Raw genomic sequence first — 17,981 nt, 5'->3', positions numbered from 1 at the left:
NATCCATTGGCGCAGGCGCTGCGGGTCGAGTGCTTCGCCACCGAAGATCACCACGCGCAGAGACAGAGGGTCTTGGTAGGCCTGCGGCAGGCTGATCAATTGGCCGAAGGCCGAAGGCGTCTGGTTGAGCACCGTCACCTTCTGCGCCTGCAGCAGCTGCAGGAAGTCCTCGGGCGAGCGGCTGACCCAGAACGGCACGATGACCAGCTTGCCGCCGGTGCACAGCGCGCCGAAGATCTCCCACACGGAGAAGTCGAAGGCGTAGGAGTGGAACATCGTCCAGACATCACCCGGACCGAANACCAGCTTGCCGCCGGTGCACAGCGCGCCGAAGATCTCCCACACGGAGAAGTCGAAGGCGTAGGAGTGGAACATCGTCCAGACATCACCCGGACCGAAGTGGAACCATGCGTCGGTGGCGTCGAGCAGCCGTGTCACGTTGCGGTGGCACAGCTGCGCGCCCTTGGGACGGCCGGTTGAGCCGGAGGTGTAGATGACGTAGGCGAGGTTCTCGCCGCGCAGGTCGATATCGGGATTGGTATCGGGTTCCGCACTAACGTCGAGGGTGTCGAGCGCCAGCACCTGCAGCGCCTCGGTGCCCGGCACCTGCAGGTGGCTCTGCGTGAACAGCAGCGCGATGCCGCTGTCCTGAACCATGTAGGCCAGCCGGTCCGCGGGGTACTCCGGGTCCAGCGGCACGTAGGCGCCTCCGGCCTTCAGGATCGNAGGGCCAGGACTTCAAATGCGTCGGTGCCCGGCACCTGCAGGTGGCTCTGCGTGAACAGCAGCGCGATGCCGCTGTCCTGAACCATGTAGGCCAGCCGGTCCGCGGGGTACTCCGGGTCCAGCGGCACGTAGGCGCCTCCGGCCTTCAGGATCGCCAGGATGCCCACCACCATCTCGATGGAGCGTTCCACCGCGATGCCCACCTTCGTCTCGGGCTTCACGCCCAGGACGATCAGCCGGTGTGCAAGGCGGTTGGCCTGCGCGTTGAGTTCGCCRTAGCTCACGGTCCGATCGCCGAAGCACAGCGCCGGCGCCTCGGGGCGCGCANGATGGAGCGTTCCACCGCGATGCCCACCTTCGTCTCGGGCTTCACGCCCAGGACGATCAGCCGGTGTGCAAGGCGGTTGGCCTGCGCGTTGAGTTCGCCGTAGCTCACGGTCTGATCGCCGAAGCACAGCGCCGGCGCCTCGGGGCGCGCGCGGACCTGCTTCTCGATCAGCCGATGGATCGGCTCGCCCGCTTCGGCTGCCTGCCCGCAGGCACCCCACGATGCCAGTTGTGCGCGCTCGGCTTCACCCAGCAGCGCCACCTCGCCCACCGTCTGCTCGGGGTGGTCGGCCAAGGCAGTCAGCACAGCGAGGTAATGGCCCGCCATGCGCTCCATGGTCCGCGCCTCGAACAGCTCCGCCGCATAGCGCAGGCTCGCGCACACGCGGCCATCGGCGTCCTCTGTGGTTTCCAGCGTCAGTTCGAACTGCGCCGCCTGCGTCCCAAGGTCGCACTCGGTCAACGTCAGGCCGGGCATGCCCTGCAGCGCAGCAGCGTCACCCCGCTGATGGTTGAACAGCACCTGGAACAGCGGGTTCGCGCCAGGAACGCGTTCCGGCTGCAGCGCTTCCACCAGTTGCTCGAAAGGCAGGTCCTGATGCGCCTGCGCGCCGAGGGCCGCGTCTTTCGCGCGGGCCAGCACCTGCGACAGGCTTTCGCGGCCGTCCAGCACCTTGCGCAGCACCTGCGTGTTGACGAAGAAGCCGATGACGTTCTCGGTCTCCGCCCGGTGCCGGTTGGCAATGGGCACGCCCACACGAACGTCCGGCTCGCCGGTGTAGCGGTTCAGCAGCACCTGGAAGCCTGCGAGCAGGCCCATGAACAGCGTCGCGCCCTGGGCCTGCAAGCGCTTGTGCAGCTTGCGAACCAGATCGTTCGGCAGTTCGAAGCCGTGCCGTACCGCGGTGTAGCGGCCATCCGCGTTGCGTGCGCGGTCGGCGGGCAGTTGCAGCACGGGCTGACCGGTGCCGAGGTGCTGCTTCCAGTACGCCAGCTGGCGCTCGCGCTCGCCGGCCTCCAGCCAGTCGCGCTGCCATGCGGCGTAGTCGGCGTACTGGATCGGCAGTGGCGGCAGTGCTGCGGTCGCGCCTTGCAGGTGCGCGCCGTACTGGGCGACGAACTCGTCGACCACGACCTGCATCGACCAGCCGTCGGACACGATGTGGTGCATCACCACGACGAGCATGTGTTCCTCAGGGGCCAGGCGGATCAGGCCGACACGCAGCAGCGGGCCTTCAGCCAGGTCGAAGGGCGTGTGGCTCAGGCGCGAGGCTTCTTCGTTGCTGCGCGCTTCGCGTTCTTGCTCGTTGCGCAACGCCGAGAGATCGACCACCGCGATGTCGAGCGCAGCGGCTTCGCGGATCACCTGCTCGGCCAGGCCTTGCGCGTCGGTGCGGAACACGGTGCGCAGCGACTCGTGGCGCTGCACCAGCGCATCGAAGCTCGCGCGCACGGCGCTCACGTCGAGCGGGCCCGCCAGCTTCAGCGCGCCGCTGATGTGGTACGCCGTGCTCTGCGGGTCGAGCTGCCACAGGAACCATTGGCGCATCTGCGCATGGGACAGCGCCAGCGTGCCGGCACGCTGCGCCGCCGTCAGCACGGGGATCGCTTGCGTTTCCGAAGGCTGGCCGCCCTGCACGGCGCGCGCGATGCGCGACAGGCTCTGGTGTTCGAACACCTGACGCGGGTTCAGCGGCACGCCGGCCCTGGCCGCGCGCGCGGTCACCTTGAGGCTCAGGATGGAATCGCCGCCGAGCTCGAAGAAGTTGTCATGGCGGCCGACGCGGGCCACGCCCAACACGTCGGCCCAGATGACGGCAAGGGCCTGCTCGACTTCGCCCTGAGGCGCTTCGTACGCCCTGTCGCTGTTGAACTCGGGCGCGGGCAGCGCCTTGCGATCGACCTTGCCATTGGCATTCAGCGGCAGCGCATCGAGCACCATCAGCACGCTGGGCACCATGTAGTCGGGCAACGCTTCACCCAGGCGCTCGCGCAATGCCGCCGTGTCGATGCCTTGGCCCGATACGTAAGCGACCAGCCTTGCGCCCGAGGGGCCTTCGTTCGCGACGACCACCGCCTCCCGCACCTCGGGCTGCGCCTGCAGCTGCGCCTCGATCTCTCCCAGCTCGATGCGGAAGCCCCGCACCTTCACCTGGTGGTCGATGCGCCCCAGGTACTCCAGTTGGCCTTCGTTGCTCCAGCGCACCAGGTCGCCGGTGCGGTACAGCCTGTTGCCGTTGTCGGTGGCAACGAAGCGCTCGGCCGTCAGGCCGGCTCGGTTCTTCGTTGCTCCAGCGCACCAGGTCGCCGGTGCGGTACAGCCTGTTGCCGTTGTCGGTGGCAACGAAGCGCTCGGCCGTCAGGCCGGCTCGGTTCAGGTAGCCCCGTGCGAGGTGGATGCCACCCAGGTACAGCTCGCCTGCCACGCCCACCGGGACTTCGTTCAGGCTCGCGTCCAGCACATGCGCCTGCGTGTCGCTGATCGGCCGTCCTATCGGCACCTGCGTGCTGCCGTCGTCGCGGCACGTCCACTGGGTGACGTGGATGGTGGTTTCTGTGGGGCCGTACAGGTTCTGCAGCGTGGCGCCGCCCAGGCGCTGCAGCGCTTCCTTCTGCGTGGCTGCGGGCATGGCCTCGCCGCCGCAGATGATGTGCTTCAACTTGGTCGTCGCTTCGATGCTCTCGTAGGCCAGGAAGGCCTGCAGCATCGAGGGCACGAAGTTCAGCGTCGTGATCTGGTGCTTCCGGATCAGTTCGACCAGGCGCACCGGGTCGCGGTGGTCGCCGGGGTTGGCGATGACCAGCCGGGCGCCCGAGGTCAGCGGCCAGAACATCTCCCAGACGGACACGTCGAAGCCGANNNNCCATGCAGCTGAAGAGTGCTGCATGGCGGATGGCGGCCCCCTTGGGGCGGCCGGTGGAACCGGAGGTGTAGATGACGTAGGCGAGGTGTTCGCCGTGCAAAGGAACTTGCGGGTCGCTCTCGGATTCGGCAGCGGTATCGAGCGTGTCGAGTTCGAGCACCTGGAGTGCTTCGGTGCCGGGGACCAACGAACGCAGATGGCGCTGGGTGAGCAGCAGCGAAAGGCCGCTGTCCCCGACCATGTAGGCCAGGCGCTCTGCGGGGTACTCAGGGTCCAGGGGCACGTAGGCACCACCGGCCTTGAGCACGGCGAGGATGCCCACCAGCATCTCGGTGGAGCGCTCCGCGCAGATCCCGACCAACGTGTCCTGTCGTACACCCAAGGCGATCAGGCGATGCGCCAGCCGGTTCGCACGGGCGTTGAGTTCGGCATAGCTCAGCGCCTCGTCACCGAAGACCAGCGCGGGTGCCGAAGGCTTCAGCCTCGCATGCGCCTCGATCTGCCGGTGCACGGGCTGTGCGCCTTCGTGGCGATGCGTGTTCCCGCTCCACGCCGACAGCTGCGCGCGCTCTGCCGCACTCACCAGTGCCACGTCGCCCACCGCCAGTTCGGGCTGCCAGGCCAGCGCCTGCAGCACCGCCACATAGTGCCCAGCCATCCGTTCGACCGTCTCACGATCGAACAACTCGTCCGCATACAGGAAGCTCGCCTCGACCCGTCCGTCCTCGAACTCCATCGTCTGCAGCGTCAGTTCGAACTGCGCGTCTTCTTCCTCGAAGTCCAGCCGCTCGACCGACACGCCCGGCCACTCGGCCAGCGAACGGTGGTCGCGCCGCACGTGGTTGAACATCACCTGGAACAGCGGGTTCGCGCTCAAGCTTCGTTCCGGCCGCAGCGCGCCGACCAGCTGTTCGAACGGCAGGTCCTGGTGGGTCTGCGCGCCGATGGCCGTGTCGCGCGTCTGCACCAGCAGCTGCGCCAGCGTCGTCCTTGCATCGATCTGCGAGCGCAGCACCTGCGTGTTGACGAAAAAGCCCACCACGCCCGCCGTGTCCGCGCGGTTTCGGTTGGCAATGGGCACGCCCACGCGCGCATCGGTCTGCCCCGTGTGCCGGAACAGCAATGCGTTGAAGCCCGCGAGCAGGGCCATGAACAGCGTCGCGCCTTCGGACGCCGCGGATTGGCGCAGGCGGGCAAGCGTGTCGCCGGGCAAGGCGACGGTGACGCGCGCCGAGCCGTAGCGGCCGTCGGCGTTGCGCGGTCGGTCGGTGTGCAGCGAGATCACCGGCTGCCCGGTGCCCAGCTGGTCGCGCCACCAGGCGAGCTGCCGTTCACCCTCGCCGCCGTCGAGCCACTGGTTCTGCCACACGGTGTAGTCGGCGTATTGGACAGGCAGCGCAGGCAGCGCCGCGGCCTGGCCATGCACGCGCGCGGCATACAGCGCGGCCAGTTCGTCGAGCGTGAGCTGCACCGACCACCCGTCCGACACGATGTGGTGCATCACCACCAGCAAGCGATGCGTTCGCGCATCCGTCTTCAGCAGCACGGCGCGCATCAGCGGGCCGTGCGTGAGGTCGAAGGGCTCGGCGCGAATGCGGTGCTCCTCGCGCCGGATCGCGGCGTCGCGCGCGTTGGCGTCGAGCGTGCTCAGGTCGATGCAGGGCAACGCGACCTCCACCGCTTCCTGGATGACCTGCTCGGCCTCGCCGTCTCCCGCCTCGCGGAACACGGCGCGCAGCGATTCGTGGCGGTCGACCAGCGCCTGCACGCTCGCGCGCAGGGCGTCGGTGTCGAGCTGCCCGCCGAGCACGAGGCCGCCGCTCAGGTGGTAGGCCGTGCGGCCCGGGTCCAGCTTCCACAGGAACCACTGCCTGCGCTGAGCGAAGGACAGCGGCGCGCGGTCGCGGTGCGGGCGCGGGGGGATGGCGCTCGTGCCGGTCTGCTGCTGCATGCCGGCGCTTGCGCCGCGCAATCGTTCCTTCAGCCTGGCGCGCTGTTCCGCGCTCAGGCTGGCGCGGCGCTCGGAGATGTCGTGGAGTTCTGGCATGGCGGGTTCTTCAGGCGGTGGCGGGCAGGCGATCCGTGGCCGCGTCGACGGCATCGGCCATGTCGGCGTTCTCGATCTCTTCGATCAGGCGGGTTTCGAGCAGCAAGGCCAGGTCGGCGATGGTGGGCGCCTTGAAGAAGGCGGCCGGATGCAGTTCGATGTCGTAGGCCTTGCGCACGCGCGCCAGGATCTGGATGGCCAGCAGCGAGTCGCCGCCCAGCTCGAACAGGTTGTCGTTCACGCCGATGGCGGTGATGCCCAGCATGTCCTGCCACACGGCGGCCAGGCCGGTCTCGAGATCTCCCTCGGGCGCGACATAGGGCGTGTCGAGCGCGGGGCGCGGGTGGTTGCGGCGCGTGGCGCGCGCGGCGTGGGCCAGGGGGCCGTTCTCGATGAGCGCCAGCATGCCGCTGTCGAGTTCGCCGAGCCGCTGCGCGAGGTCGGTCGTCGAGATCACGACCTGCGCATGCGCCGGGCCGTTGACGATGCGCTCCAGCACCAGCGCGCCTTCGGGGCCGTCCATGCCCACGCCCTCCGGCAGCACCATGCCCGCGGCCATGCCCAGGTCGCGCCAGGCGTCCCAGTTGACCGAGAAGACCGCGTGGCCGGCGCTGCGCCGCGCCTGTGCGGCCAGTGCGTCGAGGTAGGCGTTGGCGGCGGCGTAGTCGCTCATGCCCAGGCCGCCGGCCATGCTGGAGATCGACGAACAGAGGAGCACGAAATCGAGCGGCTCGCCGCGCAATGCCTCCAGCAGGATTTGCGTGCCGCGCAGCTTGGGCGCGAACACGGCCTCGACCATGGCGCGCGTGCGCTGGCCGATCATGCCGCTGCTGGCATGGCCCGCCGCGTGGATCACACCGTGGATGGCGCCGAAGCGCTGCCGGGCCTGCGCGGCCGCAACCTGCATCTGCGCGGCGTCGGCCACGTCCGCCGACAGCACGAGCACTTCGCCGCCCAGGGCTTCGAGTTCAAGCAGTTGCAGCAGCTTCTGGCGAAGGGCCGCTGGCTGCTCGGGCGAGGCCGCGAGCGACTCCCACGCGCCGCGCTCGGGCAGCGGCGAGCGGCCGAGCAGCACCAGCCCGGCCTGCCACGACCTGGCGAGATGCCGCGCCACCGACAGGCCCACGCCGCCCAGGCCACCGGTGATCAGGTAGACACCGTGCGTGCGCAGGCGCTGTTGCGGCCCGGCGCCCTGCGCCGGCAGCGCCAGCGGCTCGTAGCCCTTGACCCAGCGGTGCGGCCCGCGATAGGCCACGAGCGGCTCGTCGCGCGCGGCAGGCGCGTCCGCCGCAAGCTGCTCCACCAGCCATGCCTCGGCCCGGCTGGCGGCTGCGGGCAGCACCACGTCGACGACGCGGCAGCCGATGTGCGGATACTCCTGTCCGATCACCTTGGCGAGGCTGAACAGCGTGGCCTTCTCGGGACACAGCGGCTCCAGGCCCGAGACGTCTTCCATCCGGTTGGTGACGACCTGCAGCGACAGCTTGCGCTCGCGCCCGCCCGCCGTGCTGTCCAGCGCCTGCGCCACGGCCAGCAGGCTGAAGAAGCCGCGCTCCAGCAGCTCGCTCGACGAGGAAGGCGCAGCGAACTCGCCGTCCACGCCCCACAGGTGATGGATGTTCGACACCGGGCCGATTTCGGCCTGCACCTTGCGCAGCAGCTGCTCGTGGTCGGCGCGCTCGCCAGGGCGCACGGCGTAGTGGCGCGGGCCGATCTCGACGAAGCCCGGGCCCTGCTCCACCCACACGACGGGATGCGCATCGGCGCTTTCGCGCAGGTGGCGGACCAGGTGATCGGCAAGGCCGCCTGCTTCACCGAACACCAGCGTGCAGGTGCCGTCCGGTGCGGGGCTGCGCACGGCGTGCAGCGGCTCGGTGCGCTTCCAGGTCGGCACGTAGAACGCGTCGGCTGCCGGATTCGAAAGCCTGGAGTTGGCGCCGCCCTCGAAGGTGCCCGCCTCCACCCAGTACGACTGGCGCTGGAACGGATAGCTCGGCAGCGGCACCTGGCGGCGCGGCTGGCCGGCGCGGCAGGCGGCCCAGTCGATCTCGACGCCGGCGCACCAGAGCGCACCGGTCACGCTGGCCAGCTGCCGCTCGTTGCGGGCCTGTTGCTGCGGATGCGCCTGGCTCGACCAGATGCCCACGGCCGAATCGGCTCGCGGATGCTGCCGCGCCAGGCCGGCCAGCGTTTCGCCGGGGCCCACCTCGAGCACGACGCGCCCCTGCACGCGCAGCAGCGCGGCCAGCCCGTCGGCGAAGCGCACCGTGCCGCGCAGATGGCGGCCCCAGTAGGCCGGGTCGGTGGCCTGCGCGGCGGTGATCGGCTCGCCCGTGACGTTGGAGATGAACGGAATGCGCGGCGCATGGCGCGGCACCGAGGCAATCACCTTCTGCAGCTCGGCCACGATCGACTCGGTCATGGCCGAATGCGACGCGATGGCGACATGCAGGCGGCGCGGCAGGAGGCCGCTTGCGAGCAGCTGCTTCTCGGCCGCCTCGATAGCCTGCAGCGGCCCCGAAAGCACGCAGAGCTGCTCGCCGTTGACCGCGGCGATGTCGCAGCCGGCGCCGAGGAACGGCTTCAGCCCGGCTTCGCTCAGCGCGATGGCCGTCATCGCCCCGGCGGGCATCGACTGCATGAGGCGACCGCGCGCGGCGACGATGCGCAGCGCGTCTTCGAGGCTGAACACGCCGGCCAGGCAGGCGGCCACGTACTCGCCGAGGCTGTGGCCCAGCATCACGGCGGGCCGCACGCCACGCGCCATCCATGCGCGGGCCATCGCGTACTCGACGATGAACAGCGCCGGCTGCGTGTACTCGATGCACGAGAGCTTCTCGTCGGCCGCGGCCTCCGCGCCGGCCGCGGGGTACAGCAGCTGGCGCAGGTCCATCCCCATGGCGTCGTTCAGCAAGGCGCAGCAGCGGTCGACCTCGCCGCGGAATACCGGGTCGTCGCGGTACAGCGCCGTGCCCATGTTCGCGTGCTGCGTGCCGCCGCCGGGGAACAGGAAGGCGAGCTCGGGCGCGGTGGCCGGCGCGCGCATCACCTGCTCGAAACCGCCTTCGGGCGAGAGCAGCGCCTGCGCGCCCATCGCATGGCCGTTGGCGACGATGGCGGCGCGCAGCGGCATCGCGCGGCGGCCGCTTTGCAGCGTGTGCGCGATGTCCGCGAGCGATTGATCGGCGGATGCTTCGAGATGAGCGCCCAGCCGCTGGCCGGCCTCCTGCAGCGCGGCGGCGTTCTGCGCCGACAGCCGCAGCACCTGCCAGCCGGAAGAGCTTGCGGCAGGCTTCGCGGCCGGTGCCTCTTCGAGCACCACGTGCACGTTGGTGCCGCCGATGCCGAACGAGCTCACGCCGGCACGGCGTGGCATGGGGCCGGCGGGCCAGGGCTTCGTCGCGGCGTTGACGTAGAACGGGCTGGCCGCGAAATCGATCTGCGGATTCGGCCGCTCGAAGTGCAGGCTGGCCGGCAGCGTGCGGTGCTTCAACGCCATCGCCGCCTTGATGAGGCCGGTGACGCCGGCGGCCGCATCGAGGTGGCCGATGTTGGTTTTCACGGAGCCGACGGCGCAGTAGTTCGTGCGGTCGGAGCCGGCCTGGAAGGCCTGCGTCAGCGCGGCCATCTCGATCGGGTCGCCGAGCACCGTGCCCGTGCCATGTGCCTCGACGTAGCCCACCGATGCGGCGCTCACGCCCGCGATCAGCTGCGCCGCGCGGACGACCTCGGCCTGGCCGTTCACGCTGGGAGCGGTGAAGCCGACCTTGTCGGCACCGTCGTTGTTGGCGGCGCTGCCCTTGATGACGGCGTGGATGGTGTCGCCGTCGCGCAGCGCGTCGTCCAGGCGCTTGAGCACCACGATGCCGGCGCCGCTGCCGATCACCGTGCCGGCGGCCTTCTCGTCGAAAGCGCGGCAGTGGCCGTCGGGCGAGAGGATGGCGCCCTCCTGGTAGAGGTAGCCGCCGTCCTGCAGCAGGTTGAGCCACACGCCGCCGGCCAGAGCCATGTCGCAGTCGTAGCCCAGCAGCGCCTGGCAGGCGGTGTGCACCGCAGCCAGAGATGTCGAGCACGCGGTCTGCACGGTCACGGCGGGGCCGCGCAGGTCGAGTTTGTAGGCCACGCGGGTGCACAGCGAGCCGCCGGAGTTGCCGCTCATGAGGCCCAGCAGGTCGGCGATGCCGCGGCCATCGCCCAGGCCGAATGCGGGCAGCAGGTGCCGCATCAGGTACAGGTTGGGGCCTTCGCCCGCATACACGCCGACCTTGCCCGGCCAGCGCTGCGCGTCGCAGCCTGCGTGCTCGAGCGCGGCCCATGCGCATTCCAGGAAGATGCGCTGCTGCGGGTCGAGGTACTCGGCCTCGCGCGGCGAGTAGCCGAAGAAGCCGGCGTCGAACTGGTCGAAGCCCTTGAACCGGGTGCCTGACTTCACATAGGCCGGGTCGTCGAGCAGTTCCTGCGGGACACCTTGCGCGCGCAGCTGCTCGTCGGTGAAGCTGTCCACGGACTCCACGCCGTCGCGGATGTTGCGCCAGAGCGCATCGACATCGTCGGCACCGGGGAAGCGGCCCGCCATGCCGACGATGGCGATCTCGATGCCGGTCGCACCGGGTTGTTCAGGGTGGTCCGGCTGTTCGTCGAGGGTGTGCATCAGTTGACTCTTTCCGCGGATTGGCGGCGTTGAAGCAAGGCGGCGCGCTGGCGCAATGCACGGTCGTCTCCGGCCGTGGGCGAGGACGCGGGCGCGGCGGCGCCGCGTGCCATCCACCGGGCCAGCGAACCGACCGTGGGGTACTTGAAAAGATGAACCAGCGGGACCGCGGTGCGCAGCCTGTCTTCGAGCAGGCGGTGCACGCGGACCAGCAGCAGCGAGTGCCCGCCGAGGTCGAAGAAGTTGTCGTGGATGCCGACCTTCTCGACCTGCAGGACTTCGGCCCAGATGGCGGCTAGGGTTTCGGCGATGTGGCCCTGGGGCGCTTCATACGCCCTGTCGCTGGTGAACTCGGGCGCAGGCAGCGCCTTGCGGTCGACCTTGCCGTTGGCATTCAGCGGCAGCGCATCGAGCACCATCAGCACGCCGGGCACCATGTAGTCGGGCAATGCTTCACCCAGGCGCTCGCGCAGTGCCGCCGTGTCGATGCCTTGGCCCGATACGTAAGCGACCAGCCTTGCACCCGAGGGGCCTTCGTTCGCCACGACCACCGCCTCCCGCACCTCGGGCTGCGCCTGCAGCTGCGCCTCGATCTCCCCCAGCTCGATGCGGAAGCCCCGCACCTTCACCTGGTGGTCGATGCGACCCAGGTACTCCAGCTGGCCTTCGTTGCTCCAGCGCACCAGGTCGCCGGTGCGGTACAGCCTGTTGCCGTTGTCGGTGGCAACGAAGCGCTCGGCCGTCAGGCCGGCTCGGTTCAGGTAGNTCGTTGCTCCAGCGCACCAGGTCGCCGGTGCGGTACAGCCTGTTGCCGTTGTCGGTGGCAACGAAGCGCTCGGCCGTCAGGCCGGCTCGGTTCAGGTAACCCCGTGCGAGGTGGATGCCGCCCAGGTACAGCTCGCCTGCCACGCCCACCGGCACTTCGTTCAGGCTCGCGTCCAGCACATGCGCCTGCGTGTCGCTGATCGGCCGTCCGATCGGCACCTGCGTGCTGCCGTCGTCGCGGCACGTCCACTGGGTGACGTGGATGGTGGTCTCCGTTGGACCGTACAGGTTCTGCAGCGTGGCGCCGCCCAGGGGCTGCAGCGCTTCCTTCTGCGTGGCTGCGGGCATGGCCTCGCCGCCGCAGATGATGTGCTTCAACTTGGTCGTCGCTTCGATGCCCTCGTAGGCCAGGAAGGCCTGCAGCATCGAGGGCACGAAGTTCAGCGTCGTGATCTGGTGTTTCCGGATCAGTTCGACAAGGCGCACCGGGTCGCGGTGGTCGCCGGGGTTGGCGATGACCAGCCGGGCGCCCGAGGTCAGCGGCCAGAACATCTCCCAGACGGACACGTCGAAGCCNAGGCGCACCGGGTCGCGGTGGTCGCCGGGGTTGGCGATGACCAGCCGGGCGCCCGAGGTCAGCGGCCAGAACATCTCCCAGACGGACACGTCGAAGCCGAAGGGGGCCTTGTGCAGGACCGTATCGGCGCCTTCGAGCGTGTAGAACGCCTGCATCCAGGCCATGCAGCTGAAGAGTGCTGCATGGCGGATGGCGGCCCCCTTGGGGCGGCCGGTGGAACCGGAGGTGTAGATGACGTAGGCGAGGTGTTCGCCGTGCANCCATGCAGCTGAAGAGTGCTGCATGGCGGATGGCGGCCCCCTTGGGGCGGCCGGTGGAACCGGAGGTGTAGATGACGTAGGCGAGGTGTTCGCCGTGCAGGGGGACCTGAGGATCGGCTTCGGACTCTGAAGAGGTATCGAGCGTGTCGAGTTCGAGCACCTGGAGTGCTTCGGTGCCGGGGACCAACGAACGCAGGTGGCGTTGGGTGAGCAGCAGCAAGAGGCCGCTGTCCTCGACCATGTAGGCGAGGCGCTCTGCGGGGTACTCGGGGTCCAGGGGCACATAGGCGCCACCGGCCTTGAGCACGGCGAGGATGCCCACCAGCATCTCGGTGGAGCGCTCCGCGCAGATCCCGATCAGCACGTCGGGGGCTACGCCCAGCGAGATCAAACGATGAGCCAACCGGTTCGCACGGGCGTTGAGTTCGGCGTAGCTCAGCGCCTCGTCGCCGAAGACCAGCGCGGGTGCCGAGGGCTTCAGCCTCGCATGTGCCTCGATCTGCCGGTGCACGGGCTGTGCGCCTTCGTGGCGGTGCGGGTTCTCGCCCCAGGCCGCCAGCTGTGCGCGCTCGGCGGCACCCACCAGCGCCACGTCACCCACCGCCAGTTCGGGCTGCCAGGCCAGCGCCTGCAGCACCGCCACATAGTGCCCCGCCATCCGCTCGACCGTCTCACGATCGAACAACTCCGCCGCATAGACGAAGCCCAGCGTCAACTTGCCATCGGGCGTCTCGCGCGCTTCGAGCACCAGCTCGAATTGCGCCTCTCCATCGGGCAGCGCGTAGTGCGCCACTTCGAGCCCCGGCAATTGCGCCAGCGCCCGGCAGTCTTCGGCCAGGTGATTGAACATCACCTGGAACAGCGGACTCTGGCCCAGGCTGCGCTGCGGCTGCAGCGCCTCGACCAGTTGCTCGAAAGGCAGGTCCTGGTGCGTCTGCGCGCCCAGCACCGCCTCCCGGGCCTGCGCGACAACCTGCGACAGGCGCATGCGCGCGCCGACCGCGTTGCGCAGCACCAGCGTGTTGACGAAGAAGCCGATGACACTTTCGGCCTCGACCCTGCTGCGGTTGGCGACCGGCGCGCCGACGCGGATGTCCTCGAGCCCGGTATAGCGATGCAGCAGCGCCTGGAACCCGGCCAGCAGCACCATGAAGAGCGTTGCGCCTTCGGACGCCGCGGATTGGCGCAGGCCGGCCAGCAGCGCGGCGGGCACATCGACGCTGTGCCGCGCTGCGCTGTAGCCGATCTGCGCGGTGCGAGGACGGTCGGCCGGCAGTGCAAGCACAGGGTGCTCGTCGCCGAGCTGCTCGCGCCACCAGGCCAGCTGCCGTTCGGCTTCACCAGCGGCCAGCCAGCCGCGCTGCCACACGGCATGGTCCACGTACTGGACGCGCGCGCCGGCACGGCGCTGCGTGTCGCCCCGCAGCCGCGCGGCATAGCCGGCCGCGAGTTCGTCGAGCAGCACCTGCATCGACGCGCTGTCCGAAATGATGTGGTGCATCACCACCACGAGCAGATGCGACGTGTCCGCCAGGCGCACCAGCGCCACGCGCAGCAGCGGCCCCTGCGTCAGGTCGAAGGGCGTGGCGTGAAGGCGCCGCGCTTCCTCGGCGGCGCGCGCTTCGCGTTCGCCGGGCGGGAGGTGGCGCAGGTCGACAAGGCTCAGCAACGGCTCCCACGACGGACTGATCAGCTGTTCGGCGGCGCCGTCCGCGCCGGCGAGGAACACCGTGCGCAGCGACTCGTGGCGCGCGGCGATGTCTTCGAATGCGGCGTGCATCGCGGCGGCGTCCAGCGCGCCCGACAGGCGAAGCGCACCGCTCATGTGGTACGCGGTGCTTTGCGGCGAGAGCCTCCACAGAAACCACTGGCGTTCCTGCGCATGCGACAGCGGCAGCGGCTGCAGCCGGCGCTCGGCGGACAGCGGCTCGATGGCCGCGCCGGTCGCAGCAGAGACCGGGTTCGCATTGCGACTGCGCACTGCATCCGCGCAGGCATTCAGCCGGGGCTGTTCGAACAGGTCGCGAATGCCGAACTCGATGTTCCAGCGCCGCGCGATGCGCGCGGCCGCCTGCACCGCCGCGAGCGAATTGCCGCCCGAAGTGAAGAAGTGAGCGTCGTGCGCCAGCGTGCGCCCTTCGGGCCATCTGAGCACTTCGCGCCAGATGCCTGCCACCGCCTGCGCGACATCGTCGAGCACCGGCGCCTCGGCCGGCACTGGCGCACCGCTGCCGCCGAGCGTGAAGGCCCCATGCTCGTGGATCGCGTAGGCATCGAGGCTGCGCGCCGCGAACCCCGCGCGGCACGCCTGGCGCTGGAGCTTGCCGCTGGAGGTCTTAGGCAGCGCGCCGGGGTTCAGCAGCACCACGGCGGCCGGCGCTTCGCCGAACACTTCGCTCACGGCGGCGCCGAGCACCTCGACGAGCACATGCGGCGCCACCAGCTTCTGCATGCTGCGCGACACCTCGGCCGCCACGCCGATGCCCTCGCCTTGCGGCCCCGCCACCGCGAACGCGGCGACGCGGCCCTTGCGCACGGCCTCGACCTCGGCTTCGATGGTGCGCTCGATGTCCTGCGGGTAGATGTTGTGGCCGCGAACGATGATCAGGTCCTTGATGCGGCCCGTGACGTAGAGCTGCCCGTCGTGCTGGAAGCCGAGGTCGCCGGTGCGCAGCCAGCGCCGGCCTTCATGCTCGGCGAAGGTCTCGCGGGTTTCGGCGGGCTTGCCCCAGTAGCCGGCGCAGATGCTCGGGCCGCCGGCCCAGATCTCTCCGATGCGGCCCGCGCCGAGCGCGGCCAGCGAGGCGGTGTCGGTGATGCGTACTTGGTGGCCTTCAGGCGCGGCGCCGCAGCCGACCAGCAGGGTGCCTTCCGCGTTCTCAACGCCCTCGCCTCTTGCGAGCGCGCTGCTTGAGAAGCTGCGCGCGACCAACCCGCCGCCGCGCTGTCCGCCAGTAACGAACAGGGTCGCCTCGGCCAGGCCGTAGCAGGGGTACGCCGCGCGGGGATCGAAGCCCACGGGCGCGAACCGCTCGATGAATTCAATTTCGGTGTCGGCGCGCACGGGCTCGGCGCCGGTGTAGGCCACGCGCCAGCTCGACAGGTCGAGCCCCGCGATCCGCGAGCCCTTCACGCGGTCGAGGCACAGGCGGTAGGCGAAGTCGGGGCCGCCGCTCAGCGTGGCGCGGTGGCGCGAGATGAGTTCGAGCCAGCGCACCGGGCTTTCGAGGAAGTAGCGCGGCGAGGTCAGCACCAGCGGGATACCGCTGTAGAGCGGCTGCATGAGGCCGCCGATCAGGCCCATGTCGTGATACAGCGGCGCCCACGACACGAACTTGTCGTCCGGCCCGATGCCCATGCCCTCGCGGATGGCGCGCTCGTTGGCCATGAGGTTGCGGTGCGTCACGATCACGCCCTTGGGCGCGGAGGTCGAGCCCGAGGTGTACTGCAGGAATGCGGGGTCGTCCTGCGCGGGCGAGAACGGGGTCCATGCGTCGGCGAGAGCGCCGTCCACCGCGTCCACGGCGATCATCGACGCCTGCGCGAACGACTCTGCGGCACTCTTCATTGCAGCCTGCATCGCCGACGAGGTGAGGATGCAGCGGGCCTGCGAATCGTCCGCGATGCCCGTCAGGCGCGCGAGATGCTGGGGCCGCATGGATTCAGGCGGGAACACGGGCACCGCGATCACGCCGGCATAGAAGCATGCCAGCATGCTCACGGCGTAGTGGTCGTCGTTGTCCAGCATGACGAGGGCGCGGTCGCCTTTCGCAAACTGCTGTTGCAGGCGCGCCGCCAGCGCACGCACGCGCGTCTCGAAGACTGCGTAGCTGACGGGCTTCTCGAAGCAGGCGCCGTTCGCTTCTCCGGCCACCGTGAGCCAGACGTCGTCGGGCCGCGCCTGCGCCAATGCCCGCAGGTGTTCCACGAAGTTCGCGGATTCGGGGTGCCCCTGGTTCGGTGCCACCGCGGTTGTCGTTGTGCGTGCCATCTCGCTCACTTCAGATAGTCGGAAAGGGCGCAGCCGGCGTCGGGCCGGCTGCGTTCGGGCAAGGCGTCATGCAACCGCATGGGGTGCATGCCGTCCTCCGGCCATGGCCTGGCCCACGCGCCGCGCCAATGCATCGAGGAAGGCGGTCTCGCGCTGGCGGATGAAGAAGTGGCCGCCGTCGAACCAGTCGAGCGTGAACGCGTCGCCGGCATGCGCCGACCACGCCTCCATGCGCAGGGCGTCGATGTCGTCCTGGTGGCCCGCGAAGACATGCAGGGGCATTGGCAACGGCGCATTCCCCGCATAGGCGAAGCTTTTGCAGACGCGGTAGTCCGCGCCCAGCGTGTCGAGGGTGATGCGCATCAGCTCGGCGCTGGCGAACACCTCTTCAGGGGTGCCACCCTGCTTGCGCAACTCGGCGGTCAGCGCGGCGTCGTCGTGCGTGTCGGGCAAGCGGCCGGGATCGCGCTGCGACGGCGCCGAACTGCCCGATGCGAACAACGCCCGCGGCAACGGCCGGCCCAGCGCTCGAAGCCGCTGCGCGACGCCGTAGGCCAGCAACGCACCCATGCTGTGGCCGAAGAGCATGAAGCTGCCCTGCATCGCATCGGCCTGTTCGGCGCAGATGCGCGCGACCTGGGCGTCGAAGCTTTCGACGAAGCGCTCGCCCATGCGCATGCCGCGGCCCGGCAGCTCGACGGGCACGATCTCGATCCAGCGCGGCAGCAGGGTCCGCCAACGCAGGTACATCGTTGCGCTGGCGCCCGCGCACGGCAGGCACAGCAGCGACACCCTCGCCGGCACGGCCATCAGAGCGCGGCAGCCTGCGCGGAAGGCGCACCTTCCTGCGCCGCCATCCAGTCGCGCAGCGACTTCGGACGCATGTCGGTCCAATTCTTCTCGACGTAGTCGAGCGCCGTCTTCTTGTCGCCCTTGACGCCGTCGACGGCCACCCAGCCGCTGGGCACGGCCTTCCAATGCGGCCAGATGGAATATTGGTCTTCGTGGTTGACCAGGACGATGAAGGTTTCGTCTTCGCGGTCGAAGCAGCTGGTAGACATGGTGCGTCCTTGTGCGGTTATCGGGGAAGCGGCAGGAAAGCGGGCGGGCAACCGGACCGGCGGGCGGTCGATTGCTGCGCTTCTGATCAACATGACGGTTCGGGAGCGAATCTGTTCACTCCCCCTGGGCGTCGCGCGCGTCAATCGTTGATCAGGTGGCGCATGGCGCCGACGGCTTCGTCAGCCTCGGCGATGAGGCGGTTCACGAGTCCGAGCGCGCAGCCCAGCTGCGCCGCGATGCCGCGCTGCGTGAGGCCTTCGAGGCGGTAGAGCTGGAACGCCACGCGCGTTCTCGCGGGAAGCCGCGACAGCGCCTGCTCGATCAGGCCGACGGCCTGGCGGTCACGCATCAGGCAGTCCGGCGAAGATGGCCCGGGCACGTCCAACGTCTCGACATCGATGTCGAAGGTGCGGTAGGTGGCCTCGAGCGACTGGCGGCGGCAATGGTCGAGCGCCAGGTTGCGCACCACCTGGCAGCAGTAGCCCATGGGCTTGTCGATCTTGCGGCAGGCGCCGTCGGCGATGCGGAGGTAGGCATCCTGCACCACGTCGTCCGCGAGGTCGGTGGTGCGCACGATCCTGCGGGCAACGTGCCAGAGCTGGGCCCGGTTGGCGACGAAGACATCTCCCAGCGATGACGCGGGCGAAGACATGGGCTGCATATTTAAATAAGAATCATTACTATTTATGAAGAGGCGACACCCAAGATTTG

Annotated in this window: 6 protein-coding genes and 7 pseudogenes; all 13 read right to left on the bottom strand. The window is 69.5% G+C overall.

The window, feature by feature from the left end:
- Position 1: 1 nt before the first annotated feature.
- A pseudogene (locus ASD05_RS30625) lies at positions 2-300 on the bottom strand (AMP-binding protein); the annotation flags it as partial.
- A gap of 1 nt (position 301) precedes the next feature.
- Positions 302-725 (bottom strand): annotated as a pseudogene (locus ASD05_RS30620) (AMP-binding protein); the annotation flags it as partial.
- A gap of 1 nt (position 726) precedes the next feature.
- Positions 727-1,053: pseudogene (locus tag ASD05_RS30430) on the bottom strand (AMP-binding protein); the annotation flags it as partial.
- A gap of 1 nt (position 1,054) precedes the next feature.
- Positions 1,055-3,913, bottom strand: a pseudogene (locus ASD05_RS07660) (condensation domain-containing protein); the annotation flags it as partial.
- Between the two features lie 4 nt (positions 3,914-3,917).
- Positions 3,918-5,964 (bottom strand): condensation domain-containing protein (locus tag ASD05_RS30010; RefSeq protein ID WP_235507897.1); only part of this gene is annotated, 2,047 nt, incomplete at its 3' end.
- A 10-nt stretch (positions 5,965-5,974) separates the two neighbouring features.
- Positions 5,975-10,615 (bottom strand): type I polyketide synthase, encoded by a 4,641-nt coding sequence (locus ASD05_RS07650; RefSeq protein WP_056589865.1) that lies wholly within the window; start codon positions 10,613-10,615, stop codon positions 5,975-5,977.
- Positions 10,615-11,380, bottom strand: a pseudogene (locus ASD05_RS30615) (phosphopantetheine-binding protein); the annotation flags it as partial. The gene ASD05_RS07650 and the pseudogene ASD05_RS30615, both read right to left, overlap by 1 nt.
- Before the next feature lies 1 nt (position 11,381).
- A pseudogene (locus ASD05_RS30610) lies at positions 11,382-11,956 on the bottom strand (AMP-binding protein); the annotation flags it as partial.
- 1 nt (position 11,957) lies between these two features.
- Positions 11,958-12,216 (bottom strand): annotated as a pseudogene (locus tag ASD05_RS30605) (AMP-binding protein); the annotation flags it as partial.
- 1 nt (position 12,217) lies between these two features.
- Positions 12,218-16,208 (bottom strand): AMP-binding protein (locus tag ASD05_RS07640; protein WP_268810523.1); only part of this gene is annotated, 3,991 nt, incomplete at its 3' end.
- A gap of 66 nt (positions 16,209-16,274) precedes the next feature.
- Positions 16,275-17,018, bottom strand: a complete 744-nt coding sequence (locus ASD05_RS07635; protein ID WP_200955403.1) for a thioesterase II family protein — start codon at positions 17,016-17,018, stop codon at positions 16,275-16,277.
- Complete coding sequence (locus ASD05_RS07630; protein ID WP_056589857.1) at positions 17,018-17,269, bottom strand: MbtH family protein; 252 nt, start codon at positions 17,267-17,269, stop codon at positions 17,018-17,020. Before ASD05_RS07630 ends, ASD05_RS07635 begins: the two co-directional genes overlap by 1 nt.
- Positions 17,270-17,409: 140 nt before the next feature.
- Positions 17,410-17,922, bottom strand: a complete 513-nt coding sequence (locus ASD05_RS07625; protein ID WP_157610017.1) for a sigma-70 family RNA polymerase sigma factor — start codon at positions 17,920-17,922, stop codon at positions 17,410-17,412.
- Positions 17,923-17,981: the final 59 nt, after the last annotated feature.

The organism is Variovorax sp. Root434, from assembly GCF_001426595.1.
In the GTDB taxonomy this organism is placed as follows: domain Bacteria; phylum Pseudomonadota; class Gammaproteobacteria; order Burkholderiales; family Burkholderiaceae_C; genus Variovorax.
The sequence above is the reverse complement of the archived record's forward strand: the minus strand, read 5'-3'. Positions and strand labels throughout refer to the sequence as shown.

Bases quoted from the DNA above. Each gene is read 5' to 3' on its own strand.
- ASD05_RS07650 (WP_056589865.1), bottom strand. From the start codon at position 10,615: ATGCACACCCTCGACGAACAGCCGGACCACCCTGAACAACCCGGTGCG.
- ASD05_RS07635 (WP_200955403.1), bottom strand. From the start codon at position 17,018: ATGGCCGTGCCGGCGAGGGTGTCGCTGCTGTGCCTGCCGTGCGCGGGC.
- ASD05_RS07630 (WP_056589857.1), bottom strand. From the start codon at position 17,269: ATGTCTACCAGCTGCTTCGACCGCGAAGACGAAACCTTCATCGTCCTG.
- ASD05_RS07625 (WP_157610017.1), bottom strand. From the start codon at position 17,922: ATGTCTTCGCCCGCGTCATCGCTGGGAGATGTCTTCGTCGCCAACCGG.